Here is a 26492-nt window from a genome sequence, read left to right as displayed (position 1 = left end):
GCACGGCCGTCGCCGGGCCGACCGGCACGGCCGTCGCCGGTTCCGTCGGCAACCTCACGCTGCGCTCCCCACCTGGGCGCGGGCGAAATCCGCAACCTGCCGCCCAACCGTCTCCAGCTGCGCAGCGACCTTCGGGTCCGGCCCGTCCGCCCCGAAGGGCTTCGCCGCCGAGTTGAGCACCACGCCGAGCGGGGTCGGCCAGCCGCGCAGTGCGTGCACCGTCGACCGCAGAGACGTCAGCGTCGTCACACCGGCCTGCCAACCCGCCGTCGCCACCACACACCCCACCGCTTTGCCGTGCAGGTAGGGCGCCGGGTCTGCCGCCAGCTCCTGCAGGTAGTCCAGCGCGTTCTTCAGCAGCCCGGATGTGCCGCCGTGGTAACCCGGCGTCGACACGATGAGGCCGTCCGCGTGCCGGACGGCGGCCAGCAGCCGGGTGGCGCCGGCCGGCTCGGGGCGGTCGGGGTCGTACATCGGGAACGTCAGGTCCGCGGCGACGATCAGGTCGGTTTCGGCGCCGTGCGCCGCGGCCGCGTCGAGTGCGTACCGCAGGGCCCGCTCCGAGGTCGAGCCGGCGCGCAGGGTTCCGCCGATACCGAGGATCCGCGGACGCTCCACTATGGACGTCATGGGACGCTCCCTTCAGCCCGCGACGGGAACGAGAGCGGGCGTGCCCAGGCCGAGGCTGCCGCGCAGCGTCGCGTGCTCGTAGTCGTGGTGGAACAGGCCGCGCTGCTGCAGTTCAGGCACCAACATGTCGACGACGTCGTGCACCCCGGACGGCAGCATGTCGATCATCAGGGTGAACCCGTCGGCGCCGCCCGCGGCCAGCCGTTCCTGCATCACGTCGGCGATCTGCTCGGCGGTGCCGACGACCTGGTGGTGCCCGCCGCCGTAACTGGCGATCAGCTCGCGCACCGTCAGGTTCTCCTTCACCGCGAGCTCCACGATCGTGCGGCGGAACCCGATCGAGCCGGTGAACTCCTCGTCGGGCCCGAGCAGGTGGGCCGGGAACGGCTTGTCGAGTTCGAGCACCTCCACCGGCAGGCCGACCCGGCGGCTCAGCTTGACCAGGTTCGGGCCGGTGCCGAAGACCTCGTCGAGGTGCTGCTTCCGTTGCCGCGCTTCGGCTTCGGTCGCGCCGAGGATGATCGACATGCCGGGCAGGATCTTGAGGCCGTCCGGGTCCCGGCCGTACTCGGCGGCGCGCCGGCGCATGTCCTCGCGGAACGCGATCGCGCTTTCCAGCAGGTGCTGCGCGGTGAACACGACGTCGGCGTACCGGGCGGCCTGGTCGCGCCCGCGCTCGGACGAGCCGGCCTGAAAGATGACCGGCCTGCCCTGCGGTGTCCGCGCGAAGGGCAGCGGGCCGCGGACGGCGAAGTGCTCGCCGACGTGGTTGATCTCGTGCACCAGGTCTTCGCGGGCGAAGACGCCGTTCTCCCGGTCGCCGACCAGCGCGCCTTCTTCCCAGCTGTCCCAGAGCTTCAGGACGACGGTGATGAACTCGTCGGCCCGGCTGTAGCGCTGCTCGTGGTCGGGGTGCGCCCCGCCGCCGAACATCTCGCCCACGGTCGGGTTCTGCGTGGCGATGGAGTTCCAGCCGGTGCGGCCGCGCGAGAGGTGGTCGAGCGTGGCGAACCGGCGGGCCAGGTCGTAGGGCTGGTTGTACGTCGTGGACGCCGTGCCGACCAGGCCGATCCGCTCGGTGACCGCCGCCATCAGCGAGAGCACGGTCACGGTGTCGAGCGCGCCGCACGGGCGTTCGGTGCCGACCTCCTGGTTCGTCATCTGCTCGGCGAGGAACAACGCGTGCAGCTTCCCGGCTTCGGCCGTGCGCGCGATGTCGAGGTACATGTCCGGCGAAAGGTAGTCGCCGACGTCGCCGTCGCGGGCCAGCCACGCGCCGGTGTGCATGCCGAGGCCGTGCATGAGCGCCGCGGTGAGGATCATCGAGGGTTCGTCGGGCATGACGGATCTCCACGCTGTCGGGGGAAGCGCCACCGGACCGGGTGGCACTGCCGACGCTAGGTTCGCGCCGCCGCCGCGACCAGCGGCCCTTTCTGGCGGCTGGTGTTAGCGCGGCTTACATCGAACCGCCGCATCCGCGGAGCCGTCGGCCCAAAATCACCGCATCCGCGGAGCTCAGTCCTGCAGCATGCCCACGTCGTGGAACCGGGCGACCGCGCGGTTGTACCGGGCGAACGACTCCCCGATCACCTGCAGCTCGTCCTCCGGGACACCGGTGAACATCGTCGCCAGGTTCTGGCGGCGGCGGTCGTGGACCCGCTGGGCCCGCCCGCGCCCCTCCTCGGTGGCCGTGATGATGCTCCGGCGGCGGTCCTCCGCGGCCGGGGTGCGGTCCACCAGGCCTGCCGTGGTCATCACCGACACCTGACGGCCCACCGTCGACGGGTCGAGACCGAGCTTCGCGGCGAGGGTCGTGATGTCCGCCGGGCCGGTCGCCTCGAGCGTGCGCAGCAGCAGGTAACCCGCGCGGTCGAGCTCGTCGTAGATGTCGGTGCGGCGGCTGAGCAGCTCGAAGTTGCGCACCATGACCGCGGTGTGGGCCTCGATGAGGTCGAGCGCGTCCATGGTCAGAACCTACCTTCCGGCCGATTGCCCGGCGCCGGACGTTATCGGTACCATACCGATAATTGTCGGCATGATACCGACATTCGGTTCGGCAGGAGGAGACCTCACTCGGATGGGACACGCGGTTCACCGGATCAGGGACAAGGTGCTCGGCTCGGACCCGGGGCTGACCCGGCTGCGCAGCGCCGTCTCCGCGGCCGTCGCGATGACCACCGGGCTGGGGGTCGAGTACGTCTTCGCCGAGCTGACCGGGGCCGGCGCCCAGGCCACCCTGGTCGCCGTCCTGCTCGGCGCGATCACCGCGATGATGGGCTCGATGGCCCTGAGCGGCACGGCGGTGTGGCCGAAGGTGCGCACCGCGGCGCTGTTCCCCGTCGCGATGGGGCTCGGGATGGCGGCCGGCATCGCCGTCGCGCCGCACACCGACCTGATGCTCGCGGTCTTCGTCGTGGTGATGTTCGCCGCCGTGTTCGTCCGGCGGTTCGGGATCCCGTTCTTCTTCTACGGCTTCATGGTCTGGATGGGCTACTTCTTCGCGGCGTTCCTGCACGCGACGCTCGACGGGCTGCCCGCGATGCTCGTCGCCGTCGTCATCGCGAGCGCTTGGGTCCTGCTGCTGTCGCTGACCGTGCTGCGCGACAACCCCGCCCGCACGCTCTCCCGCACCCGCCGCGCGTTCGGCGCCCGGGCCCGAGCGGTCGCCCGGCTCTGCGCGATCCTCCTGGACGGCGGGCCGGACGAGCGGCTCGTGCGCCGCGTCCACGCCGCGCAGACGCGGCTCGCCGAGTCGGCGCTGATGATCGAGGCCTGGTCGGCCGAGGTGCCGGTGCTGCCCGGCGACGTCTCCGCGGCTTCGGTCCGGCGGACGACGATGGACGCGCAGCTCGCGATCGACCTGCTCGTCACCGCGTGCACGCAGCCGGAGACCCGGCCGGACCTGGCCGCCGAGGCGGCGCGAGTGCTGGACCTGTTCGCCCGCAACGACTACCCGGCCGCCGGACGGGCCGCCGAAGCACTCCTCGGGCGGGCCGGGACCGCGCCGGTGCGGCTGGTCGCCGTGGCGGTCACCGACTACCTCGCCGTGGTCCGCCGCGCCGACCGGGACGGCCTCACCGACACCGGCGACTTCGAGCCCGCGGTGACGATCGCGATGGGCGCGCTGCCCGGTTCGGCCGCCGCGGCGGGCGACGTCGAACCGCGCGGCGGCGCGTGGAACCCGTTGCGCCGCTTGGATCTCACGACGCGGCAGGCCGTCCAGGTGGCGGTCGCGGGCGGGCTGGCGATCGTGCTCGGGCGGCTGCTGTCGGAGCAGCGGTACTACTGGGCCGTGATCGCCGCGTTCGTCGCGTTCACCGGCACGGCGACGCGCTCGGAGGTGTTCCTCAAGTCGGTCAACCGCGTGGCAGGCACGCTGGTCGGGCTCGGCGCCGGGATCGCGCTCGCCCACCTGACGGCCGGGCACACCGCGGCCGTGCTCGCGGTGATCGTCGGCAGCATGTTCTGCGGGTTCTACCTGCAGCGGCTGTCGTACGCGTACATGATCTTCTTCGTCACGATCATGGTGAGCCAGCTCTACAGCGTGCTCAACGAGTTCTCCCCCGGCCTGCTGGTGCTTAGGCTGGAGGAGACGGCCATCGGCGCGGCCGTCGGCGTCGCGGTCGGCCTGGTGCTGACGCCGCTGAGCACGCGCGACACCGTCCGCACCGCCCACCGCGCCCTCGCGCGCACACTGGCGGAGCTGTTGGAGACCGTCGCGGATCGCATCGAAGGGCACGCGGGCACCCCGGACTTGGACGCCCGCGCCCGCGTCCTGGACAACGACCTGCGCCAGCTGCGGCTGGTGGCCGCGCCGCTGGTGGCCGCGGTGCCCTGGGGCGGCGGGTCCCGCACCACGCGGCACCGGCTGACGCTGGCCGCCACGCTGGTCCAGCACACCCGGCGGCTGGTCACCGCCCTGCGCCGCGGCCGCGTCACCGACCGGTCGCTGGCCGGGCCCGCCCGGGCGCTGGCGGCTGTCGCGGCGGAGGTCGCCGACCCCGGCGAGTCGGACCTGCCGACGCTGCTCGACCTGGGCGAAGCCGCCCTATCCCGGCACTGCTCCTCTCACGACGAGCCGGTGCTGCTCGAGCTGCTGCACCTGCGCCGGCTGCTGCACGAGATCGCCACCGGCGACGAACCGGGCCAGCTCGCCGAGCCCGCCGCGCCGTGTGTCACGCGGATCTCCGGCCGGGTCCACGGCGCGACCGGCTCGACTCTCCCGGGCGCGACCCTGACGCTGGTCGACGCCCACGGCCGTCAAGCCGCCCGGGCGACGTCGGCCGCCGACGGCGCCTTCACGCTGGAAGCGCCCCAGGCGGGCTCGTACGTCCTGATCACGGCGGCGGACCAGCACGGCCCGGCCGCCTCGACGGTGCTCGCCGGCCAGGGCCGCGGCGTGGTCCAGGACGTCTGGCTGACGGCGGCCCGCACCCCGGGCCCGCCGGCCCACCCGGGACGCTGCGCGAAGCCGGGCCAGCTCAGGAAACCGGCTCAGCGAAGAACTCCCGCAGCACGGCACCCACGCGCCGTGGATCACCGTCCTCCTCCGGGCCCTCATGGGTCAGCTCCGGGAACGTGACCCGGCGCGAGTGCGGCAGGGTGGCGGCCAGCTCGCCGAGCGCCTGCCCCAGGTAGGCCGGGCTCCGGCCGCCGCCGAGCAGCAGGACCTGCGCGTCCAGTGTCGCGTAGTCCGGTGCGGTGTCGGCCATTTCGCGCACCACCCGCATGTCGTGGCCGATCGTGGGGATGAGCTCCGGGATCGGGACGTCGTCCGCGGCCGCGTCACCCAGGAACCGCGCGCCGGCCGAAAGGAACGGCACGAGCACCGGACGCGGCACCCGGCCGAACCACGGTTCGGTCCCCAGCCCCTTCAACGCGGTGACCATCGCCGACGTCGTCCGCCCGGCCGCGATCTCCCTTTCGTAGCGCGGGATCCAGCCGGTCGGCGCCGACCCGCGCACCGACAGCGGCGGCTCGTAGAGCGCGATCCGGTCGATCGACGGCGTCTCGAGAGCGGTCCGCAGGGTGACGAGCCCGCCGGAGCTCAGGCCGAAGACGCGGGTCGCCCCGGTCGCCGCGGCCACGGCCTGGAGGTCTTCGACCTCACGCCGGACGCCGAAGTCCGCGCCGTACGGACCGCTCAGCCCGCGGCCGCGCCGGTCGAGCACGTGGACGGTGAACGCGTCCGCCAGCGCCGCGGCAAGGTCCATCAGGTGCTGGGCCGCCTTCATCCCGCCGTGCACCAGCAGCACCGCGGGCCCGCGGCCCAGAGTCCGGTAGCCGATGACCGTGCCGTCGGCCGAAGCGGCCGTCTCCGTGCGGTAGCCCCGCATGGGTCCCCCAATCTGTGTACGCCGATCGCAGTTTCCCGAGACTAGCCAACTGGGTACACTGATCGCAATAACGTCGAGGAGCCGCCGATGCCCGAAGCCGCCGTCCGGCCCCCGATCTGGCTGCGTCCCGAACGCGGCACGCGCGGGCCGCGTCCCGCGCACAGCCGGGCCGACCTCGCCGACGCCGCGATCCGGCTGGCCGACGCCGAAGGGATCGAAGCGGTGTCCCTGCGCCGGGTCGCCGGCGAGCTGGGCACCGGCCCGACCGCGCTGTACCGGTACGTGGACACCAAGGACGAGCTGTTCGAGCTGATGGCCGACCGCGCGATGGGCGAGCGCGAACCCCCGGCCCGCACCGGCGACCGGCAGGCCGACCTGCGGGCCGTCGCCGAAGCGCACCGCGCGCTCGTGCTGGCGCACCCGTGGCTGGCCGCCCTCCCGATGTCCCGGCCGGTGCTGGGCCCGAACGGCCTGGCCTGGCTGGAGGCGACGTACGCGGCGGCCGCCGCGCCGGACCTCGGGCCCGACGAGGTGCTGGCCCAGGTCGGCACGCTGCTGACGTTCGTCCGCGGGCACGTCGGCACCGAACTGGCCGAACGGGAGGCGAGCCGGCGCTCCAGCCAGGACATGCCGGCCTGGCTGGCGGCGCAGGCCCGGTACGGCGAAACGATCATCGGCAGCGGGGACTACCCGCACCTGAGCCGGATCATGCTCGAAGCCGAGACACCGCACGCCGAGGACCGCTCCGAACGGACGTTCCGGCGGGGGCTGGAGCACGTGCTCGCCGGGCTGCGCGCGGACCGGGCCTAGCGGGCGCCGCTCGTCAGAACACCAGGTCGGGGTCCTCGGCCACCGAACGCAGGGCGGTGACCGTCGAGTGGCCCGCGGCCAGCAATGCGGCGTCGCTGCCGGGCGGCAAGCCGCCTTCGACCAGCACCGCGGTCAGGGCGACCGTGCCGTCACCGGGATCCTCGACGCGGCTTCGGACCGAGCCGAACTCCGCGAGGGTCGCGCGTTCGGGCTCGCCGGCGTCGGCGCGGTCCGGGACGTTGAGGTTCAGCACCGTCCCGGCCGGCGCCTTCGCGAGCCGGTCGAACAGCCCGGACGCGACGGCGACCGCGGTGTCCCAGTGGGTGCCGACGCCGTCGTCCAGGCCGACGTCGAGGGAGACCGCCAGCGCGCGGGCCCCGTTGATCGACGCCGTGAGCGCCGCCCCGACCGTGCCGGAGTGCAGCACCGCGCGGCCGACGTTCGCGCCGCGGTTCACCCCGGAGAGCACCACGGCCGGCGGTTCCCCGAAGGCGCCCTGCGCGGCCAGCAGCGCGATGAGCCCGGGGTGCGCGGCGACGGCGTGCGCCGGGACGGCCCCGAGATCCGGCAGCTCCCGCCGCTCCACCGCGATCCGCCGGAAGCTGCCGGCGGCGGTCAGGCCCGCGCTGGTGCCGCTCGCCTCCTCGGCCGGCGCCGCGACGACGACCTCCCAGCCGTGCGCCAGCGCGCCCCGGGCCAGGGCGTGCAGCCCCGGCGAGTCGATCCCGTCGTCGTTGGTGACCAGTACTCTCACAGTTCCTCCGCACGTCCTCGAACCGCAGCGCTTCGACGTTCCCACTTCCTGGACGCGCGGGCCAGGACGCGTTGCCACGCCTAAAGTCCTGCAACCATGACGCCCGAATCCGACCCGAAGCCGTCGCCCCGCCTCAGCGCGGACTGGGCCGCCGTGGCCGTCGCGGCCGTGGTGGTGCTGCTGGCCGCGCTCGGCCTGCTGCCGACGATCACCTTCCTGGTCAAATGACGACGCCCGCGGAGACCACCACCGGCCGCGGCGGGCTGACCGCGATCCCCGTCCTGCGGTACGTGCCCGGGCTCCTGCTGCTCGTCGGCGTCGGCATCGTGGGAACGCTGGCGCAGAACGGGGTGCGCAGCATCGGCAAGGCGACCGGCACGGCGCTGCCCGACATCGAGTACGTGTTGTGGGCGATCGTCCTCGGGCTGGTCATCCGCAACACGATCGGCGTCCCGGCCGTGTTCCGCCCGGGCGTGGCCACCTACGAGTTCTGGCTGAAGATCGGCATCGTGCTCCTCGGCGCCCGGTTCGTGCTGGGCGACCTGGCCAAGCTCGGCGGCCTGAGCCTCGGGCTGATCCTCGTCGACATGGCCGTCGCCACGACGGTGATCCTCTTGGTGGGCAAGGCTTTCGGGCTCGGCGGGAAGCTGTCGTCGCTGCTCGCCATCGGCACGTCGATCTGCGGGGTCTCGGCGATCATCGCCGGCCGCGGCTCGATCGACGCCGACGACGAGGACTCCGGGTACGCCATCGCCGCGATCCTCGCCCTCGGCGCCGTCGCCCTCTTCACCTTCCCGCTGATCGGGCACGCGCTGAACCTCTCCGACACACAGTTCGGCCTGTGGGCGGGCCTGGCCGTGGACAACACCGCCGAGACGACGGCGACCGGCGCCGCCTACTCCCCGCACGCCCAGGACGTGGCGGTCGCGGTGAAGAGCACCCGCAACGCCCTGATCGGCCTGGTCGTCCTGGGGTACGCGGCGTACTGGTCCACCCGGGGCGGCAAAGCCGTCGCGAGCGGGCTGAAGGGCCGCGCGGGTTTCGTCTGGCGCACGTTCCCGAAGTTCGTGCTCGGGTTCGTCGTCGTGTCGGCACTGGCCACGGCGCACGTGTTCACCAAGGCCGAGGTCACCAGCCTCGGCAACCTGTCGAAATGGGCGTTCCTGCTGTGCTTCGCCGGTGTCGGCCTGAACTTCGACCTCCGCCAGATGGCCCGCAGCGGCTTCCGGCCCCTCGTCGTCGCCGCCCTCGGCCTGGTCGTCGTGGCGGCGTGCTCACTCGGCCTGGTGCTGCTGACGTCCCAGTGGATCAGCTTCTAGGGCCCGGTACCCGAGCCGGCCCCGGGTCGCGGCGAGCAGGATCGCCGCGGCGACGGCGGAGGAGACCAGCAGCACGTGGCTCGCGTTGGCCTCCCGCGCCGTCGGGAAGATCTCGGTCCACGCGACGGAGAAGAAGTTGTTCACGCTCGTGTGCAGGATCATCGCCAGCGGCAGGCTCTGGCCCGTGCGGTTGAAGACCCACGTCATCACGATGCTGAAGGCCACGGCGGACGCGACGAACTCGATCGGGGTGTACCAGTCGACGTCCGCGCCCGCCCAGTCCGTCAGGAACAGCGGCAGGTGCCAGGCGCCCCACAGCACCCCGAGGATCAGGGTGCCGCGCAGCGGCCCGAACCGCGGCTGCATGTGGGGCAGGGCGAAGTCGCGCCAGCCGGGCTCTTCGGCCAGCCCGGTGGTGATCAGCTGGAACACGAGCGCGGGCAGGTAGGCCAGCAGCACCGCCCCGGAGGGGAAGTGGATGTCGGTGCCGTACAACGGGATGCTGGTGACGACCAGGGCCGCCGGGACCCCCAGGATGATCACCGCGTACCAGCGCCAGTTCACCCGCCACTTCAGCAGCCGCCCGGCCCAGCGCCGGAGCCCGGGCCGGCCTTCGGCAACCGCCGTGACGACGAACGCCGCCAGGATGGGGCCGAGGTAGGCGCCGGGCAGCACACCCAGCACCTGGGTGGTGCCCAGCAGGACCGGGAAGTCGAACGGCGCGAGGCCCAGGCCGCTTTCGGAAAGGATGTACGGGATCCAGGCGAGCCAGCTCAGCGCGAACGCCAGGGTGAAGAAGCTGCGCAGCGGGTGCCGGGCGATGACGCCTCGCGCGGCGGAGTGGACCTTCTCGTCGGGGATTAACACGGTGTTTTCCTTTCGCTTCAAGGGTTCGGTCAGCGGCAGAGGGCGTCGTCGACGACCTTCGCGACGTGCTCGGCCTGGTCGATCCGCTGGGGCAGGGCGGTGACCGCCACGGTGGCCGCGCGGCCGTCTTCGGTGACGCCGTCGAGGACCTCGAAGCCGAAGATGTTGCCGCCGTGGCCCCACATCACTCCCCCACAGCTCAGTGGTGTGCTGACCAGAGCGAGGCCGTAGCCCGAGCCGGGCGGCAAGCCCGGCGCCTCGACCGTCGTGCGCATCTCGGCGAGCTGCGCGGGCGGGAGGAGCCGGCCGCCGAGCACCGCGCGGTAGAAGGCGTTGAGGTCACTGGGTGTCGACACCATCTGGCCCGCGGCGCCGGCCCACGACCCGTCGAGGTCGGTGACGTCCAGCGGCTGGCCGTCCGGCCCCGGGTGGTAACCGTGCGGGTGCCGCTCCCGGATCTTCTCTTCACCGACGGCCGGGAAGTAGGTGTGCCGCAGCCCGGCCGGCCGGATGACGCGCTGGGTGAGGACCTCGGCGAGCGGACGGCCGGAGACCTTCTCGAGGAGCAGGCCCGCGACGATGTAGTTGGTGTTGCTGTAGGACCAGCCGGTGCCGGGCGCGAAGGTCGCGGGCTTGGTCAGCGCCAGGTCGAGCAGGGTGCGCGCACTCATGTACACGTGCTGGAACGCCGTGACGTCCGAGCCGAGCAGGTCGGTGTACTCGGGCAGGCCGCTGGTGTGCTGCAGCAGCTGCCGCACCGTGATGGCCGTCCCGTCGATCCCCTGTCCTCGCAGCAGGTTCGGCAGGTACCGCTCGATCGGCGCGTCCAGGTCGATCTTCCCCTCGCCGACGAGCTGCAGCACGGCCACCGCCGTGAACGTCTTGGTGTTGCTGCCGATCCGCACCTGGCCGTCCACCGGCACCGGCGTCTTCGTGGTGAGGTCGCCGAGACCGGCGGTGTAGGAGCGGGTGCGGCCGCCGCGGTCCCGCACGGCGGCGAGCGCGCCGGGGAAACCGTCGGCGCGCACGAGGTTGTCGAGGTCGTTCTGCACGACGTCGTGCGAAGGGCGGTCGCCGCCGGTGGCCGCCGCGGCGGTGGTGGTCGCTCCGGCCGCCAGTGCGCACAGGGCGACAAGCGTGCCAGCCGTCTTCACGGCCCGGCCGGCGGGTGACGGGGACTGGGTGGTGGGCGGACGGCGCATCGATGCTCTCCTGGGGTTCGGGCCCGGCCGGTGCTCCGGCGAGCGGTGACCGAATCCTGCGAGAACCGGGCCGGCGCGGACATCCCGCCAGTGACCGGCTCGGGGGGGGGGCCGCCTCCACCCCCGCAGGCCCCTCCGTGGGATGGTTCGCGCCCACGGGCGCCCCCTAACCTGGGCGGCGACCCGGCCCCGTCCACCAGGAGAGCGCTCACCGTGACCGAACCCGCGACCCCGCGGCCGAAGCTGCGCGCGTGGCGGTTCCTCGCCGTCACCGCGGGCACCGGCCTGCTGGCACTGCTCCTCTTCCTCGGCCTGTTCGTGACGGTCGCGCTGGTCGTCACGCTGCCGCTGTTCCCGTCCGTGGTGCACGGCGCCGGGCGGCTCGCGGACGCCGAACGCCGCCGGGTCGGCCGGTTCCTCCGCACGCCGGTCCCCGCGCCACCCGCCGTCGAGGGCGGGTTCGTCGCCGTGGCCGGGAGCCCGCAGACGCGCCGGAACCTGCGGTGGCTCGCCCTGCAGGCCACCGCCGGGCTGCTGGCGGGCATGGTGGCGATCGGGGCGGTGACCGGGACGCTCGAGAACCTCGTCGTCGCCGCGGTCTGGCCGCTCTTCCCCGGCGTCTCGACCACGCTCGATCTCGCGGTGGACTCCTGGGGCGGCGCGGGCTGGGCGGTGCTCACCGCGGCCGGGTACGCGGCCCTGCTGCTGCTCGTGCCGTCGCTGGCCCGGTGGTACGCGCGGTTCAGCGCGGACAAGCTCGCGCCGCCCCGGGCTTCCCTCGTCGAACGCCTCGCGGAGGTCACCGCGACGCGAGCGGCCGCGCTCGAAGCGCACGGCACCGAGCTGCGGCGCATCGAGCGCAGCCTCCACGACGGCACGCAGAACCGGCTCGTCGCGGTCGTGATGCACCTGGGCATGGTCGAACGGGCGCTGCACCGCGACCCGGCGACGGCCCTGCCGCTGGTGCTCACCGCCCAGACCGCCGCCACCGACGCGCTCGCCGAGCTGCGGGAGGTCGTCCGCGCCATCTACCCGCCGGTGCTCGCCGCGCGCGGGCTGTCCGGCGCGGTGGCTTCGCTGGTGTCGCACTGCGCCATCCCGTGCGAGCTCGACGAACGGCCGCTGCCGCGCCTGCCCGCCGCGGTCGAAGCGGCCGCCTACTTCGTCGTGGCCGAAACCCTGACCAACGCCGTCAAGCACAGCGGGGCACAACAGATCACCGTGAGCCTGCGCGCGGAGGACGACCGGGTCGTCCTCGAAATCACCGACGACGGCCACGGCGGCGCGGACGAGGCGGGCGGCAGCGGCCTGGCCGGGATCCGCCACCGCGTCGCCGCGTTCGACGGCGTGACCCGGCTGGACAGCCCGCCCGGCGGACCCACCGCGGTGCACGTGGAGATCCCTGCGGGACCATGACCCGGTGCGCATCGTGATCGCCGAGGACGACGCCCTCCTGCGGGAGGGCCTGACCCACCTGCTGCGGGCCGAAGGCATCGAGGTCGTCGCGGCCGTCGACAACGCCGAAGACCTGCTGGAAGCCCTGGCCGGCGACCTGCCGGACGTCGCCGTGGTCGACGTCCGGATGCCGCCGACGTTCCGCGACGAAGGCCTGCGCGCCGCCGTCGAGGCCCGGCGGCGCTGGCCCGGCCTGGCCGTGCTCGTGCTGTCCGCGCACGTCGAAGAGGGGTTCGCCACCGAGCTGCTCGCCGACGGCACCGGCGGGGTCGGTTACCTGCTGAAGGAGCGCGTCGGGAAGGTCACCGACTTCCTCGACGCCCTCGAGCGGGTCGCCGCCGGCGGCACCGCGATGGACCCCGAAGTCGTCGCCCGGCTGCTGGTGCGCCGCCGCGCCGACGACCCGTTGCAGGCGTTGACCCCCCGCGAGCGCGAGGTGCTGGAGCTGATGGCCGAGGGCCACGCGAACAGCACCATCGGCAAGCTCCTGGTGGTCAGCGACGGCGCGGTGCACAAGCACGTCGGCAACATCTTCGCGAAGCTGGGCCTGCCGGCCTCCGACGCCGGTCACCGGCGGGTGCTGGCCGTCCTGGCCTACCTCAAGGCTTGACCCGCAGCAGCGCGTGCGCGCACGCGTCGACGACGAACGTCTCCCACCGCTGCGGGCTCCACCCGCGTGCGCTGAGCACGAGGAACATCTCCAGGCCCGACAGCGCGCACAGGATGTCGACGGCTTCGTCGACCGGCACGCGCAGCGCGGCCAGGCCGTCGAGCTGGCCGGCGAGCACGCGGAACGCCGTCGCGGTCTGGGCCTCGTTCGCCTGCCACTGCGCGGCCATGTCGGGGTCGACGACGGCCGCGGCCTGCACCACCCGCATGATCGGGCCGACCCGCGTCAGGATGCCGCGGCCGTAAGCCGTCCACAGCTCGAGGACCCGCCGCGGGTCCCGCTCGGCGCGCGCTTCCTCGAGCCAGGGCCGCTCGAGCATGCCGACCGGCGCGTCGTCGCCGACCACGGCCAGGTCGACGGCTTCCTTGAGCACCGTGCGCTTGTTGCCGAAGTGGAAGTACACCGTCTGCACGGCCACTTCCGCGCGCACGGCGATGTCTTCGAGCTTCGTGGCCGCATAGCCGTTCGCGACGAACAGCTCGCTCGCCGCCTCGACGATGCGCCGCCGGGTCGCCCGGGTGCGGGCGGCGCGGGGCTTGACGTTCCCGGTCATCGGTTGCATTCTAACTCTAGAGTTGGACTACAACGAAATGGGGTCGCCGTGGAGATCGCCGGCATCCACCACGTCAAGCTGCCCGTGAGCGACGTCGCCCGCAGCCGGGCCTGGTACGAGCGGGTTCTCGGCTTCGAAGTGGCCATCGAGTTCGTCGAAGACGGCGTCGTCCGCGGAGCGGCTTTGCAGCACGAAGGGTGCTCGCCCCAGCTCGCGCTGCGGCACGATCCCGCGCGCGCCAAGGCGATGTCCGGCTTCGACGCCCTGGCGCTGCTCGTCCCGGCCCGGGCGGACGTCGAGACGTGGAAGGCCGCGCTGGACGCGGCGGGCGAGCCGCACGGCGGGGTCGTGACCGGCCACGGCGGCGGCCGCGTCCTGGTCGGCCTGCACGACCCCAACGGTGTCGAAATCCGGCTCTACGCGGACTGAAGGAGAACCAGATGCCCACCACGACGATCCACGGCGCCACCGTCGGCTGGACGGACACCGGAACCGGGGAGGTCACGCTGCTCGTGCACGCCGGCGTCTTCGGCGCGTGGTTCGACCCGCTCGCCGAGCGCCTGCCCGGCCGCGTGATCCGGTTGCTGCGCGCGGGATACACCGAAGGAGACGTCCCGCCCGGCCCGATCGGCATGGCCGGCCACGCGGCCCACGCCGCCGCCGTGCTCGATCTCCTGGACATCCCGTCGGCGACCGTCGTCGGCCATTCGTCCGGCTCGGTGATCGCACTCCAGCTGGCGCTCGACCGGCCGGACCTGGTGTCGCGGCTGGTGTTGTCGGAACCGCCGCTGATCGACGCGCTGCTGGACCCGGCCGACCGGCCCGAAGCAGGCGCCCTGCTCGGACCGGCGCTGGGCGCGGCCATGGCCGCCGCGGGGCGCGGTGACGTGCCGGCGGCGTTCGACGCCTTCATGGCTGCCGTCTGCGGTCCCGGTTACCGCGCGGTGCTCACCGACGTCCTGGGTCCGGCCGGGCTCAGTCGCGCCGAGCGTGACGCGGATTTCTTCTTCAGCAACGAAATCCCGGCGATGAGTCTCTGGCCGCCGAGCGACCTGGCCCGGGTCACCGCACCGGTTCTCCTGGTGCAGGGCGGGGAAAGCCCGGCGGTGACCCACCGGCTGGTCGCCGCCCTCGCCGCCACCGCGCCGGACGCGCGGGTGGCGACGATCGGCGGCGCCAACCACCTGCTGCCCTTGACGCACGCAGCCGAACTCGCGGCCCTCGTCCCGGCCCGGGATCGGGCCGGGCACCGCTGACCGGCCGCGGTCAGCCGACGGCCTGCGGTCCGATCATCGCGTTCACGTCGATCGGGCGCGGGATGGCGCCGAGCTGCAGCAGCAGGTCCGGAACCCGCTGCAGGCGCCGCGAATCCAGGCTCGAGCCGTAGCCCGGCAGGGTGAGCAGCTTGGCGGTGTCCTCGTCGATCTTGGCGAACCGCACGAGCAGCGGCTCGACCTTGGCGCGGTCGTTCGTGGCCGCGTGGGTGGCTTTCTGCATCGCCCGCTGGAACGCGGCGAGGGTCTTCGGGTGCTCCCGCACCCACGTCTTCGTCGCGCCGTAGCCGGTGAGCGGGAAGTCCTGCGTGGCACCGGTGTTGATGTCGATCACCGGGATCGCGCCGGCCGTCTTGGCGGCCTGCGTGACGTAGGGCTCGGGCAGGTAGGCCGCGTCGGCCTCACCCTGCTGCAGGGCCGCGGCGATGTTCGGCAGCGGGATCAGGACCCATTTCACCTTGCCGAAGTCCACGCCGTGGTCCTGCATCACCGACCGGGTCAGCAGATCCGAAGCGGTGTTCTTGGCCGTGATCGCGATCTTCTTCCCGGCCAGGTCCTGAATCGTTTTCACCGGCGAATTCGGCACCGTGACGATCGCATTGGACTTCGCGTTGACCGACGTCGCGTCGGCGACCAGCTGCATGTCGGCGGCGCCGGTGCTGCGGGCGATGAAGAACGGCGGGTAGGTCGAGAACGCGATATCGGCCTCCCCCGAGATCGCCTTCGTCAGCGAGGCCTGGCCGCTCGCCGCGACCACGGAGTCGACGCTGAGACCTTCGGCTTTGAAGTAGCCTTCGTCCTGGGCCAGCCAGAACGGCGCGAGGTCCGTGGTCGGCAGGATCGAGACCTTCAGCGTCGGCTTTTCCAGGCCGCTGCCGCTCGCCGCCGCGTTCGAGGCGTTCATGCCGAGCGCGCCGCAGCCGGTGGCGGCCATGACGGCGGCGACGGCGAGCCCGATGGCGGCGCGGCGAGGAAGAACCCGATCACTGTTACTGGCGATTCCCGGCAAGGCCTGCTCCTTAGGCGAAAAGTGCCGATGGGTGGACCGAATCAAGCTGGCCACTGTAGGCACCGTCACATCGGCTGACAATGCGATCATGTTCCACGAAACCGGGAGTTCACCAAGATGACAGCGCGAATCCTTGATCCACGATCTCCATTCGGGCGTTCGGGAGCGAGATCTTTTTACGAATCTGCGTGTCGAAAGAACTGCCGCCGACGATTTCCCGGAAAGCGGCCACCGGGATCGCGGGATCGAGCGGAACAGGGCCCCGGCACACCGGCTTCGGTGCTCCGGCGCCCCGGGGGCTACCGTGAAAGCCCTTACAGCCGAAGGGTGGTCGAGGAGTGGGCTGAGTCCGGACGACGCCGGCATCCGGCCGCGCCGACGACCTGGCCGCGCTCGTCCGGCTGTCGACCGGTCCCGACGCGGTGCGCGCGATCCTCGGCCGGCTCGCCGAGCGGACCGGCGGCTCGGTGGCCCTGCTCGGCGCCGGCGGCCGGGTGCTGGCCGCGCCGCCCGGCCGCCCGCGTCCCGCGGTCCCCGCCGCGGCCGTCACCGCGTTGGCCGGCATGCGCCTCCGGGGAACGCTTTCCGCGGTCCTCGACGACGAAGCGGGCACCCTCGACCTCGTCCGCGTCGGCACGGCGGACGATCCGCCGCACCTGATGGTCGCGGGCCCCTCGGCGCGCCCGCACGGTGTCCTGCTCACCGACGCCGCCCGGGTGCTGGACCTCTGCCTGCGGCTGGAAGAGGCCGAGCACACCCGCGGCCGGGTCGCCGTGGCGATGGCGCACAGCCGCGAAGCCGTGCTGCACCTGCTCATCGTCGGCAGTGTCGCGGCCGCGCAACGGATCGCCGGGACCCTCGGGCCGCGGCTGGCCGAGCTTTCCCGCGTCTACGTCGTCGAGTGCCCGGGCGGGCGCCGCCACCGCGTCGCGGACCGGATCGAGCGCTTCGCGCGAGGGCGGGCGTGGATCGTGCCGTGCCCGGTCCAGCCCCACCACCTGATCGCGCTCGTGCCAGCCGAAGGCGACCGCCGCGCGGGCCGGTCCCTGGGCCGGTTGATCGCCGAGCATGCCCCGGAAGCCCGGATCGGCGCGAGTGAGGAAATGCCGCTGCGCGAGACCGCGATCGGCTACGAGCAAGCGTTCCACGCCCTGGCGGTGGCCCGCGGGGTGCCCGGCGGGTTCGCCCGGTTCGACCGGCAGACCGACCTCACGCCGTTCCTCGGCGGCGCCGGATACGCTTGGGCGGCGGGGTTCCTGACGCCGTGCCTGTCCTACACCCCCGCGCGGCGCGCCGATCCCGGCGCCGAAGAGCTCCTGGCGACGTTGACCTCCTGGCTCACCTTCGGCAGCGGCGCGAGCCGGCACCTCAAGATCCACCGCAACACCCTCGCGGCCCGCGTCCGCCTGCTCGACGACTTGCTCGGCGTCGACCTCACCCGGGTTCCCGACCAGTCGGCCGCGTGGCTCGCGCTGCGGTTGCACGCCCGGCAGCCCACCGCGGCCGGGGCGGACCGGCCGCGCACCCTCGACGCACTGCTGGCGACCCCGGCGGCGGCCGTCTGGGCCCGTTCCCAAGTCCGTCCCCTGGAACCCGCCGGCCTGGAGACGGTGCGAGCCTGGCTGCGCGCCGACACCCGGCTCCCGGCCACCGCGGCGGCCCTCGCCATCTCCGCGCCGGCCGCGCGCAAGCGGCTGGCCCGGATCGAGCAGGCGCTCGGGCGGTCCCTGCTGCACCTGCCCAGCGCCAAACACGAGCTGTGGCTGGCTTTGCGGGCGCTCGGCTCGCTCTAACCCGCGTCACTGGTCACCGGGAAACCGCGGCGGCCCCTCACTGTGCACTCTGCGACTCGCCGCGAAACGCGGCGGGCGGCTAGGTTCGCCCCGGGAAGCACCGTGACGGTACCTGGGGGATCGTCACGGTGCTTCTCCCGATGCCTGTGGTGGCCCGGAGTTCAGCCCACGGGCTCGCCGAACCAGCGGGCGAGGTGCCCGTTCAGCTCCTGCCGGTCCTCGCCGATCCACGCGACATGCCCGTCGGGGCGCAGCAGGACGGCCGGAACGTCCAGTGCCGCAACGGGATCCGCGATGAGGTCGACGCGGTCCGCCCAGCCTTCGACCGTCAGCCGTTCGGTGCGGTCGAGCACCAGGCCGCGGCCCCGGCGCAGCCGGTCGTAGAGGTGTCCTTGCTTCAGCTCGACGTCGGGCAGGCGTCGGCCGAGCAGGTCCGGGCCCGCGCCGAAGTCGTAGCGGACGCCGATCGCAGTGATCTTCTCGATCAGGTGCCGGTTCACCACGTCGAAGTCCATCAGCTCGGTGAGCAGCCGGCGCACGGCCCGCGGGCCCGGTCCGGCGGAGGCCAGCTCGACCTGGGCGCGAGTGTTGTCCAGGACGGCTTCGGCGACCGGATGACGCTCGGCGTGGTAGGTGTCCAGCAGGCCTTCCGGCGCCCAGCCGTGGATCCGCCCGGCCAGCTTCCAGCCGAGGTTGACCGCGTCCTGCACCCCCAGGTTCAGGCCCTGCCCGCCGGCGGGCGGGTGGATGTGCGCCGCGTCGCCGGCGAGGAGTACCCGCCCGACCCGGTAGCGCTCCGCCAGCCGGGTTGCGTCACCGAAGCGGGACAGCCAGCGCGGCGAGTGCACCCCGAAGTCGGTGCCGGCGATGGCGCGCAGCGCTTCCTTGAAGTCTTCGAGAGTGGGTGGCTCCGCGCGATCCTCCGTGACTCCCACGGCGGGGACCACCACGCGGTAGACGTCGCCGCCGAAGGGCCCGAGGCTGAACGTCCGGTGCCGCTCCCGGATTTCGGCCACCTTCGCGGTGATCTCCTCCGGCGGCACCCCTGCTTCCAGCTCGCCCATCAGCGTGTCGTTCCGCGAGGGCTCGCCGGGAAAGCCGACGCCGAGCAGCTTGCGCACCGTGCTGTGCGCGCCGTCGCAGCCGACGAGGTAGCGCGACCGCAGCCGCTCCCCGCCGGCCAGCTCGACGGTCACCCCTTCGTCGTCCTGCTCGAGCCCGGCCACGGCACAGCCGCGCCGGACCTGCGCGCCCAGTTCGGTCGCGTGCTCCTCCAGCAGCCGGTCGACAACCGGTTGCGGAATGCCCAGCAGATAGGCCGAATCCAGGTCCGCGGGCGCGGGTTTGGCGATGGCGGCGAAAACCCCGCCGACCGGGCGCTGCCGGCCGCGTTCGAGGAACCGGTCCAGCAGCCCGCGCATCGCCATCAGCTCGAGACTTCGCACGTGCAGGCTGACCACACGCACGAACGACGACGCGGGCTCGGGTTCCTTCTCCAGCACCAGCACCCGCACGTCGTGCAGCCGCAGCTCGGCCGCCAGCATGGCGCCGGCCGGCCCGCACCCGGCAATGATCACATCGAACATGAACCACCCGTTTCCGCAGGTCCTGCCATCGGCGGCCCACTGTCCGGCACGCCGGGTCCGGCCGCAAGCGATATTCGGGCTCGCCGAAGCTTGCGCCACCGCCGGTCCCGGTTCGCGCTCGTCGTGACCGCCCTGCTCGCGGAGCTGGCGGTCGCGATGGTCACGACGGCCGTGGAACAGAGCCCGACCATCGACGAGCCGGTCTACGTCGGCACCGCGGTGGTCTACCTCCAGCAGCACAGCCTGCGGTACAACCCCGAGCACCCGCCGCTGGGCAAGCTGGTCATCGCGACCGGGCTCGCCTTCGCCGACGTCCACCTCGACCCCGCGTTCACCGGCGACCAGACGCAGCTCGGCCGGCACGTGCTGTACGAGTCCGGCACCAACCCGGCCCGGCTGCTGTTGCTGGCCCGGCTGCCGGTGATCGTGCTGACCCTGCTGTTCGGGCTGGTCGTCCTCGCGTTCGCCCGTGACGTCGCCGGCCCGGCCGGCGGGCTGGCGGCGCTGACCCTGTACGCGTTCTCCCCCGACGTCATCGCGAACGGGTCGCTGGCCACGCTCGACGTGCCCGTGGCGGGGTTCCTGCTGACGTCGGCCTGGCTGGTGTGGCGCGCCCGGCGGCGTCCCGCTCGCTACCTCCCGCTCGCGGGACTCGCCCTCGGCGCGGCCGTCGCCACGAAGATGACCGCGCCGGCGGTGGTCCCGGTGCTGCTGCCCCTGGTCGTGCTGTCCGTGTGGCACGCCGGCCGCGCGCGTGACGCTGGCAAGCCGCTGCGGCTGCTCGGGCTCGGCGTGGCCGCGGCGGTGGGCGTGGCGCTGATCGCGACCGCCGTCGTGTGGGCGTCCTACCTCGTCGTGGATCCGGCGCTGCGGTGGGAGACACCGCCGGGGCTGCCCACCCTCCACGGCCTGCGCGCGCTCGCGAACCTGCTGCCGTTCCCGCAGCCGTACCGGGACGGGATGCGCGTCCAGTTCGGCTTCGAAGACCAGGTGTGGGGCGGGTTCCTGCTCGGCCGCCACTACTTCGGCTCACTCTGGTACTACCTGCCCGTCGCGCTGCTCGTGAAGACACCTCTGGCCCTGCTGGCCCTCGGGCTCACCGGAGCCGTCCTGCTGGTGGCACTCCCCCGGCTTCGCCCGGCGGCGCCGTACGTCCTCGTTCCGCCGGCCGTCCTGCTGGCGGCGGCCATGACCGGGCACCGCGACTTCGGCGTCCGGTACGCGATCTTCGTCCCGATGTTCCTGGCGATCGTGGCCGCCGGGGTGCTCGCCGTGCCCCGGCGCCGGGTGCACGTCTTGGCGGCGGCCCTGGTCGCGTCCGCCGCGATCAGTTCACTGTGGACGTTCCCCTACTACCTGCCCTACGCCAACGAGGCGTTCGGCGGGCCGGCTGGCCGACCGCCTGCGGCAGCGCCACCCGGGCGAGCGGGTCTGGCTCGTCTACAAGGGCAGCGGGGTGCCGTCGTCCTACGGGATCGACGCCACTCCATCACGATCTTCCGCCGGCCGTGACCGGTCCGAAGGGCGTCACCCGGCGGGCGATGGTGAGCAACCACGGCGCGAACCGCTCGAGCTCCCGCAGTTTCGGCAGTCCCCGGAACACCGCGAGCCACACCTCCTGCACCACGTTCAGTCGGGAAAGCACGCGGAAGGTTCACGATCATCACCCGGGTTTAGCCGGCGCGTTTCGGGAAACCTTCCAGGCACCCCCGCCGACGGAAGGGATCACGTGAAGATCGCGATGGTTTCGGAGCACGCCAACCCGCTGACCGCGCCGGGGGAAGCCGACGCCGGCGGGCAGAACGTGCACGTCGCGGAGCTGTCGGCCGAGCTGGCCCGGGCCGGCCACCACGTCACCGTCTACACCCGGCGGGCCGGCCGCGACGAGCCGCCGGAGGTGACGACCCCGCGGGGCTACCGCGTCGTCCACGTCCCCGCGGGCCCGGCGCACCCGGAGCCGAAGGACCGGTTGCTGCCGTACATGGGCGAGTTCGGCGGGTTCCTGCGCGACCGGTGGGCTCACGAACGGCCCGACGTCGCGCACGCGCACTTCTGGATGTCCGGCGTCGCGACCGCGCTCGCGGCGGGCGCCACCGGAACGCCGTTCGCGCAGACGTTCCACGGGCTCGGCGTGGTCGAGAAGCGCTTCCAGGCCGACCAGGACACCAGCCCGGCGGACCGCATCCGCCTGGAGCGGATCGTCGGCCGCCAGGCGGGACGGGTGGTCGCCACCTGCCCGGACGAGGTGTTCGAGCTGGCGCGCCTCGGCGTGCCGCGGTCCCGGATCTCGATCGTGCCCTGCGGCGTCGACCTCGGCCGGTTCACCCCGGACGGCCCGATCGCCGAACGGGGCGCGGACAACCGGCTCGTCGCCGTCGGGAGGCTGGTGCCCCGCAAGGGTTTCGACGTCGCGATCGCGGCGCTCCCCCACCTGCCCGGCACCGAGCTCGTCATCGCCGGCGGTCCCGAGCGGGAGCGCCTGTCCCAGGAACCCGAGGCCTGCCGCCTGCGAGCGCTTGCCGAGCGGCTCGGTGTCGCCGACCGCGTCCGCTGGCCCGGCCGGGTCTCGCGGGCGGACTTGCCCGCGCTGCTGCGCTCGGCCGACGCCGTCGTCTGCACCCCCTGGTACGAGCCGTTCGGGATCGTGCCGCTGGAGGCGATGGCCTGCGGCGTCCCGGTGGTCGCGGCCGCGGTCGGCGGGCTCGCCGACACCGTCGTCGACGGCGTCACGGGCCTGCTGGTGCGGCCGCGCGAACCGCGGGAGCTGGCGTCCCGGCTCCGGGGGCTGATCCAGGATCCCGGGCTGCGGCACGCTTTCGGCACCGCGGGCCGGGACCGCGCCCAAGCCCGGTACTCCTGGGAGCGCGTCGCCGCCGACACCGTCCGGGTCTACGAGGAGCTCGTGCCGCGGGTCTCAGTGCCGGCCCAAGCGCGCTGACCGGCGGGCTCAGCCCCGGTCGGCGGGCAAAACGCGGCCGCGGACCTCACCGAAACCGATGCGGCCGCCGTTCGCGCCCGGGGCCGTGCCCGTGATCACGACCTCGTCGCCGTCCAGGAGGAAACTGCGCTCCTCCCCCTTCACCGTGAGCGGTTCCTTGCCGCCCCAGCTCAGCTCGAGGAACGCGCCGCGCTGGTGCTTCTCCGGGCCGGAGATCGTGCCCGAGCCGTACAGGTCGCCGGTGCGGGACGACGCGCCGTTGACCGTCAGGTGGGCCAGCATCTGCGCCGGCGACCAGTACATCTCGCGGTACGGCGGGCGGCTGACCTCCTCGCCGTTCCACTCGACGACCAGCTCGACGTCGAGCCCCCACGGCGAGCTCTCCCGCAGGTACGGCAGCGGTTCCGGGTCCTGGCCGGGCAGCGGGACCCGCGCCGCCTCCAGCGCCAGGACCGGGACCACCCACGCGGAGATCGACGTCGCGAAGCTCTTGCCCAGGTTCGGGCCCAGCGGCACGTACTCCCACGCCTGGATGTCGCGCGCCGACCAGTCGTTGAGCAGCACCGCGCCGAACACGTGGCGCGCGAAATCGTCCGGGGCGATCGGGGTGTTCAGCGGCGTGCCGGTGCCGACGACAAAACCCAGCTCCGCCTCGATGTCCAGGCGCGTGCTCGGGCCGAACACCGGCGCCGGGTCGCCCTTGCGCTGGCCGCTCGGGCGCACGATGTCCGTGCCGGAGACGAGCACCGTCCCGGCGCGGCCGTGGTAGCCGACCGGGAGGTGCTTCCAGTTGGGCAGCAACGGTTCCGCGTCCGGGCGGAACAGCCGTCCGACGTTGGACGCGTGGTGTTCGGACGCGTAGAAGTCGACGTAGTCCGCGACCTCGATCGGCAGGTGCATCGCGACTGCGTCGATCGGGTGCACAGCGGCGTCCGGGACGTCTCCGGCGACGAGCGCGGTGATCCGCTCGCGGACGGCGACCCAGCGGTCGTGTCCCTGCGCCATGAACGGGTTCAGCGCCGGCGCGGCGAAGACGTCGTCCTCGAGCGCGAGGGCGAGATCGACCACGGAGTCGCCGACGCGGACGCCGACCCGCGGGGTGTCACCGCCGACGGAGAACACGCCGTAGGGCAGGTTGTCGGTCCCGAACGGCGAGCCGGCGGGGATGTCGATCGTGGTCATGCCTCTCCTCGGGGCAGCAGGCCGAGCTCGGCCAGCTCGGTCAGGGGGTCGCTGACGCTGCAGGTGCCGAACGACGTGAAGCGCGTCCGGGCGGCGGCCGCGTCGAGGTCACGGACCCGTTGGGCGACAACGGATCCGTCCCGCTCGGCGAGCAGGGCTTCGGCGTCTTCGGGAGCGCCGGCGGCCAGCAGCAGGTTGAGGAACCCGTGCTGCTCGAACCCGGTCTCGGGGTCGGTGTTGCGCAGCGCGTGGTGAAGGCCGGCGGTGGCCTTGAACGGGACGCCGGCCTCGGCGGCGGCCCGGATCGCGGCGGCCAGCTCGGCCTCGTCCGGGTAGAGCTCGGCGCGGACACCGCCGGTCCGGAACTTGGCCCGGTGGGGCGTCCCGGCCAGTGCTTCCAGCAGGGGGACGCGCCGGTCGTCCCGCGGGATCTCGACGTACACCGGGGCGGTGGCGGGCGCGATCGCGGTGAGCACCTCGCCGGGGCCCATCCCGTCCGGCACGGCGATCTCCAGCGCCCGCAGGTCGACCGGCAGCGCCGGGACGGCGTCGAGCACCCCGGCCAGCTGCGCGGGCCCGCCGGGCAGCGTCACCGCGAGCGGCAGCGGCGTCTCCCGCGACCCGAGCACGTCCTTCAGCGCCGCGAGCGCCGGAGCGGCGACGACCAGCGGGCCGACGAGGTCGGTGTACCAGGCCGTCCGGTACCGGTCGTGCGCGGCGACGGCGTCCGGCAGCGGTGCGAGCCCGGGCGGGAAGACCGCGGCGTCGTCGCACAGCCCGGCGAAGACGGCGGGGATCATGCCGCCGGCCCGGTGGTCTTCGGGACGGTCTGCGCCATGGTCGTCTCCTCCTCGGCCGAACTAGTTCACCCTTTTACTATCTTCTGGGCAGCGTAGTCCCCGTCCCCCGGCACGGGAAGAGGTCACCGGCGGCTGCGGGGATCGAACTCGGCGCGGCTGGTGATCAGCTTGCCCAGCAGCATGACGAGGATGCGCTGCTCGGTCTCGGTGAGGGCGTCGGTCCAGCCGAACTCGCGCTCGTTGTGGTCCCGGAAGACCGAAACCATCTCTTCGCGCCCGGCGTCGGTGAGCGAGAGCTGCACCGAGCGGCCGTCGTGCTCGTCCGGAACGCGGTCGAGCAGGCCGTCGGCAACGAGTGGCTTCATCAGGTTCGACACAGCGGCCCGGCTCATCCCGGTGAGCCGCGCGGCGCTCTTCGGTTCCAGGGGCCCGGCCAGCCAGACGACGAACAGCAGCCGAAACGCCGACCACGACCGGCCACGCGGCCGGTGCACCGCGGCCTCGAGGTCGTAGGTGACCAGGTCGGAGGCCCGGTTGAGGGTCAGCAGCACCTCGGTGGCCAGCTGGTGCCGGAAGCCGTACTCGGCAGCGAGCCGGCGGTTGGCCAGCTCGACGAAGGACCAGAAGTCCAGCTCCGCTTCCATCGGGGCACTTTAGCAAGTAGTCAAACTCGAAACTGGTTTGTTCGGGTGGGGGTGGCGTGCCTGGTCGGTGACGCGAGGCTGGGGATTCACCCAACGCCCCCAGCCCCGGCGAGGTCAATGGCGCTCGACCTGGCGGCGCCGCACCACCGACCAGCCTGGTCAGCCGCACGATGCTGCAGGCTCGCCCAACGCCCAGGCATGCGAGTGCCCGGCATCCGACCTCGCGGGATCGCCCGACCCGCCGAGCCCGCAGCCTTGCCGCCTAGTGCAGGTGGGTCTGCCAGTCGGCAGGCACGCGCCCCGCCGGGCCCGGGGCCGGCTGCTCGGCCGGGCGGTGCTGCGGCGGCGCCAAGGCGGGGCCGTCGTAGGCCTCGCCCGTCTCGTAGCTGTAGAACCAGTCCTCGCCCGGCTCGAAGCTGCGGATCAGGCTGTGCCCGCTCTCCTTGGCGTGCGCGGTCGCGTGCTGCGCCGGTGAGCTGTCGCAGCAGCCGATGTGGCCGCACTGGGCGCAGCGCCGCAGGTGGAACCACCAGCCCTCGGCGGCCAGGCATTCCGCGCACCCGGTGCCGCTCGGCGGCGCCGCGACGTCGATTCCCTCGATTTCGGCCATGCCGACAGTCTCCCCCGAATCCCGCCGGCGCGCATCCACCGGTGGCCGGCGCACTCAGGCCACCTTGACGACCACCTTGCCCGCGGCATGCCCGTTCTCGACGGTGGCGAGGGCGGCCGGAGCGTCGGAAAGCGGATGGACCGCGGTGATCACCGGGGCAAGAACACCGTCCAGGGCCAGCCGGGCAGCGCGCTCCAGGCTTTCGCGGTCGAGGCGGCGCTCGACGAACCGCCCACCCAGCTCGGCCACGGACATGTCCCCCACGGAAATGACGTCCCGGGACAGCGGGGCGACCGTCCGCAGCGAAGCGCCCCCGGCCAGGTCGACGATCCCGTCGAAGCCGTCCGGAACCAGCTCGCGGGCCGCGGCGACGACGTCCCCGGCGGTGTAGTCGAGGAACCGCACCCCGACGGCCTCGGCGTGCTCGCGCTTGGCGGTGCTCCCGGTGCCGATCACCCGCAGCCCACGCGTGACGGCCAGCCGGGCGATGGCGAGGCCGACCCCGCCCCCGACCCCGTTCACCAGGATCGTGGCCCCGGCCGGCAGGCCGAGCTGGTCGAGCGCGTCCACCGCGGTCGTTCCGGCGACCGGCAGCGTCGCGGCCACGGTCGCGGACAGGCCCGCCGGGATGCGGGCGGTGTTCGGCGCGGACAGCACCGTCGTCTCGGCGTAGGCGCCGCCGCCGGTGAGGGCGAAGCCGAAGACCGCGTCACCCACCTCGAGCCCGTCGACGTCCTCACCGCGGGCGAGCACCGTTCCCGCCGCCTCCATGCCCAGCACGCGGGGAAACGGACGTCCGCCGTCGAGCCCGGGGACCAGGCCCGAACGCACGAGGTGGTCCAGGGGGTTCACGCCGGCGACGTCGACCCGGATCAACACCTCGCCGCGACCGGGTGCGGGATCGGGACGATCGAAGAACTCCTGCACCTCGGGCCCGCCATGCCCGCGGAAACCCCACGCCTGCCCCATTTCCTGCCACCTCTCGCCGGACCGGCCCGGCGGTTCCGGGCGCTGCCGCCATCCTCACCGCTGACATCGATGTGAGGGGCAACCGGCTGAG

At 73.2% G+C, this 26492-nt stretch carries 27 protein-coding genes; 11 read left to right on the top strand and 16 right to left on the bottom strand.

Annotation, left to right across the window (positions count from 1 at the left end; genetic code table 11):
• Positions 1-54 precede the first annotated feature (54 nt).
• The 3 genes from ACZ63J_RS01610 to ACZ63J_RS01600 all read right to left on the bottom strand — a co-directional run bounded on the left by ACZ63J_RS01610 (position 55) and on the right by ACZ63J_RS01600 (position 2595).
• A complete protein-coding gene (locus ACZ63J_RS01610) occupies positions 55-630 on the bottom strand; it encodes an NADPH-dependent FMN reductase (protein WP_465408798.1) in 576 nt (191 codons plus the stop codon).
• Between the two features lie 12 nt (positions 631-642).
• Positions 643-1971, bottom strand: a complete 1329-nt coding sequence (locus ACZ63J_RS01605) for an LLM class flavin-dependent oxidoreductase (RefSeq protein WP_465408796.1) — start codon at positions 1969-1971, stop codon at positions 643-645.
• Between the two features lie 174 nt (positions 1972-2145).
• Complete coding sequence (locus tag ACZ63J_RS01600) at positions 2146-2595, bottom strand: MarR family winged helix-turn-helix transcriptional regulator (RefSeq protein WP_465339173.1); 450 nt, start codon at positions 2593-2595, stop codon at positions 2146-2148.
• 112 nt (positions 2596-2707) lie between these two features.
• Here ACZ63J_RS01600 and ACZ63J_RS01595 point away from each other — a divergent pair, with 112 nt between their 5' ends.
• Positions 2708-5212, top strand: coding sequence for an FUSC family protein (locus tag ACZ63J_RS01595; protein ID WP_465408795.1), 2505 nt, complete (start codon positions 2708-2710; stop codon positions 5210-5212).
• Here ACZ63J_RS01595 and ACZ63J_RS01590 read toward each other — a convergent pair.
• Positions 5112-5966, bottom strand: a complete 855-nt coding sequence (locus ACZ63J_RS01590; protein ID WP_465408793.1) for an alpha/beta fold hydrolase — start codon at positions 5964-5966, stop codon at positions 5112-5114. The two genes, ACZ63J_RS01595 and ACZ63J_RS01590, sit on opposite strands and share 101 nt — an antisense overlap.
• An 87-nt stretch (positions 5967-6053) precedes the next feature.
• Here ACZ63J_RS01590 and ACZ63J_RS01585 point away from each other — a divergent pair, with 87 nt between their 5' ends.
• Entirely contained in the window at positions 6054-6776 is a 723-nt protein-coding gene (locus ACZ63J_RS01585; RefSeq protein WP_465408791.1) for a TetR/AcrR family transcriptional regulator, read from the top strand.
• Positions 6777-6789: 13 nt separating this feature from the next.
• Here ACZ63J_RS01585 and surE read toward each other — a convergent pair whose 3' ends face one another.
• A complete protein-coding gene (gene surE, locus ACZ63J_RS01580) occupies positions 6790-7530 on the bottom strand; it encodes a 5'/3'-nucleotidase SurE (RefSeq protein ID WP_465408790.1) in 741 nt (246 codons plus the stop codon).
• 96 nt (positions 7531-7626) lie between these two features.
• Between surE and ACZ63J_RS01575 the strand changes: the two genes are divergently transcribed.
• Both ACZ63J_RS01575 and ACZ63J_RS01570 read left to right on the top strand, forming a co-directional pair.
• Positions 7627-7758, top strand: a complete 132-nt coding sequence (locus tag ACZ63J_RS01575; RefSeq protein ID WP_465408789.1) for a hypothetical protein — start codon at positions 7627-7629, stop codon at positions 7756-7758.
• Positions 7755-8849 (top strand): YeiH family protein, encoded by a 1095-nt coding sequence (locus ACZ63J_RS01570; protein ID WP_465339168.1) that lies wholly within the window; start codon positions 7755-7757, stop codon positions 8847-8849. Before ACZ63J_RS01575 ends, ACZ63J_RS01570 begins: the two co-directional genes overlap by 4 nt.
• Here ACZ63J_RS01570 and ACZ63J_RS01565 read toward each other — a convergent pair.
• Complete coding sequence (locus ACZ63J_RS01565) at positions 8805-9716, bottom strand: CPBP family intramembrane glutamic endopeptidase (RefSeq protein ID WP_465408787.1); 912 nt, start codon at positions 9714-9716, stop codon at positions 8805-8807. The genes ACZ63J_RS01570 and ACZ63J_RS01565 overlap by 45 nt on opposite strands.
• 29 nt (positions 9717-9745) lie before the next feature.
• The gene (locus tag ACZ63J_RS01560; protein ID WP_465408785.1) at positions 9746-10918 is read right to left on the bottom strand and encodes a serine hydrolase domain-containing protein; all 1173 of its coding nucleotides are present in this window, start codon (positions 10916-10918) and stop codon (positions 9746-9748) included.
• A 213-nt stretch (positions 10919-11131) separates the two neighbouring features.
• On the opposite strand from ACZ63J_RS01560, the gene ACZ63J_RS01555 reads away from it, so the two are divergent.
• Positions 11132-12334 (top strand): sensor histidine kinase, encoded by a 1203-nt coding sequence (locus ACZ63J_RS01555; protein ID WP_465339165.1) that lies wholly within the window; start codon positions 11132-11134, stop codon positions 12332-12334.
• A gap of 4 nt (positions 12335-12338) precedes the next feature.
• Positions 12339-12983: a response regulator gene (locus ACZ63J_RS01550; protein WP_465311806.1), complete on the top strand. Its 645-nt coding sequence runs from the start codon at positions 12339-12341 to the stop codon at positions 12981-12983.
• Here the strand turns inward: ACZ63J_RS01550 and ACZ63J_RS01545 are convergent.
• Positions 12973-13596 carry a TetR/AcrR family transcriptional regulator gene (locus tag ACZ63J_RS01545; protein WP_465408645.1) on the bottom strand — a complete coding sequence of 208 codons (624 nt, stop codon included), beginning with the start codon at positions 13594-13596 and terminating at the stop codon, positions 12973-12975. The two genes, ACZ63J_RS01550 and ACZ63J_RS01545, sit on opposite strands and share 11 nt — an antisense overlap.
• A gap of 48 nt (positions 13597-13644) precedes the next feature.
• On the opposite strand from ACZ63J_RS01545, the gene ACZ63J_RS01540 reads away from it, so the two are divergent.
• Both ACZ63J_RS01540 and ACZ63J_RS01535 read left to right on the top strand, forming a co-directional pair.
• Positions 13645-14025 (top strand): VOC family protein, encoded by a 381-nt coding sequence (locus ACZ63J_RS01540; RefSeq protein WP_465408643.1) that lies wholly within the window; start codon positions 13645-13647, stop codon positions 14023-14025.
• Positions 14026-14036: 11 nt separating this feature from the next.
• Entirely contained in the window at positions 14037-14852 is an 816-nt protein-coding gene (locus tag ACZ63J_RS01535) for an alpha/beta fold hydrolase (protein WP_465408641.1), read from the top strand.
• Positions 14853-14862: 10 nt separating this feature from the next.
• Here ACZ63J_RS01535 and ACZ63J_RS01530 read toward each other — a convergent pair whose 3' ends face one another.
• Positions 14863-15879, bottom strand: a complete 1017-nt coding sequence (locus tag ACZ63J_RS01530; protein WP_465339163.1) for an ABC transporter substrate-binding protein — start codon at positions 15877-15879, stop codon at positions 14863-14865.
• A gap of 422 nt (positions 15880-16301) precedes the next feature.
• Between ACZ63J_RS01530 and ACZ63J_RS01525 the strand changes: the two genes are divergently transcribed.
• Complete coding sequence (locus ACZ63J_RS01525; RefSeq protein ID WP_465408639.1) at positions 16302-17672, top strand: helix-turn-helix domain-containing protein; 1371 nt, start codon at positions 16302-16304, stop codon at positions 17670-17672.
• A gap of 161 nt (positions 17673-17833) precedes the next feature.
• Here the strand turns inward: ACZ63J_RS01525 and rox are convergent, their stop codons facing one another.
• Positions 17834-19258: a rifampin monooxygenase gene (rox, locus tag ACZ63J_RS01520; protein WP_465408637.1), complete on the bottom strand. Its 1425-nt coding sequence runs from the start codon at positions 19256-19258 to the stop codon at positions 17834-17836.
• 123 nt (positions 19259-19381) lie between these two features.
• Between rox and ACZ63J_RS01515 the strand changes: the two genes are divergently transcribed.
• Positions 19382-20770: a phospholipid carrier-dependent glycosyltransferase gene (locus ACZ63J_RS01515; protein ID WP_465408635.1), complete on the top strand. Its 1389-nt coding sequence runs from the start codon at positions 19382-19384 to the stop codon at positions 20768-20770.
• Here ACZ63J_RS01515 and ACZ63J_RS01510 read toward each other — a convergent pair.
• Positions 20748-20903 carry an RNA polymerase sigma factor gene (locus ACZ63J_RS01510; protein WP_465408633.1) on the bottom strand — a complete coding sequence of 52 codons (156 nt, stop codon included), beginning with the start codon at positions 20901-20903 and terminating at the stop codon, positions 20748-20750. The genes ACZ63J_RS01515 and ACZ63J_RS01510 overlap by 23 nt on opposite strands.
• Positions 20904-20987: 84 nt before the next feature.
• Between ACZ63J_RS01510 and ACZ63J_RS01505 the strand changes: the two genes are divergently transcribed.
• Positions 20988-22196 (top strand): glycosyltransferase, encoded by a 1209-nt coding sequence (locus ACZ63J_RS01505; protein WP_465408631.1) that lies wholly within the window; start codon positions 20988-20990, stop codon positions 22194-22196.
• A gap of 9 nt (positions 22197-22205) precedes the next feature.
• Here the strand turns inward: ACZ63J_RS01505 and fahA are convergent, their stop codons facing one another.
• From fahA to ACZ63J_RS01480, 5 genes are all read right to left on the bottom strand, one after another.
• Complete coding sequence (fahA, locus tag ACZ63J_RS01500; protein WP_465408629.1) at positions 22206-23378, bottom strand: fumarylacetoacetase; 1173 nt, start codon at positions 23376-23378, stop codon at positions 22206-22208.
• Entirely contained in the window at positions 23375-24178 is an 804-nt protein-coding gene (locus tag ACZ63J_RS01495; protein ID WP_465408627.1) for a hypothetical protein, read from the bottom strand. Before ACZ63J_RS01495 ends, fahA begins: the two co-directional genes overlap by 4 nt.
• Positions 24179-24300: 122 nt before the next feature.
• Entirely contained in the window at positions 24301-24822 is a 522-nt protein-coding gene (locus ACZ63J_RS01490; protein WP_465408625.1) for a MarR family winged helix-turn-helix transcriptional regulator, read from the bottom strand.
• A 262-nt stretch (positions 24823-25084) separates the two neighbouring features.
• The gene (locus ACZ63J_RS01485; RefSeq protein ID WP_465311813.1) at positions 25085-25432 is read right to left on the bottom strand and encodes a UBP-type zinc finger domain-containing protein; all 348 of its coding nucleotides are present in this window, start codon (positions 25430-25432) and stop codon (positions 25085-25087) included.
• Between the two features lie 54 nt (positions 25433-25486).
• On the bottom strand, positions 25487-26401 hold the full coding sequence (locus tag ACZ63J_RS01480) for a quinone oxidoreductase family protein (protein ID WP_465408624.1): 915 nt from the start codon (positions 26399-26401) through the stop codon (positions 25487-25489).
• Between the last annotated feature and the right edge of the window lie 91 nt (positions 26402-26492).

This window comes from Amycolatopsis sp. NPDC104863 (assembly GCF_055582965.1).
Note: the sequence above shows the minus strand (reverse complement) of the source record. Positions and strands in the feature narration are given on the sequence as shown.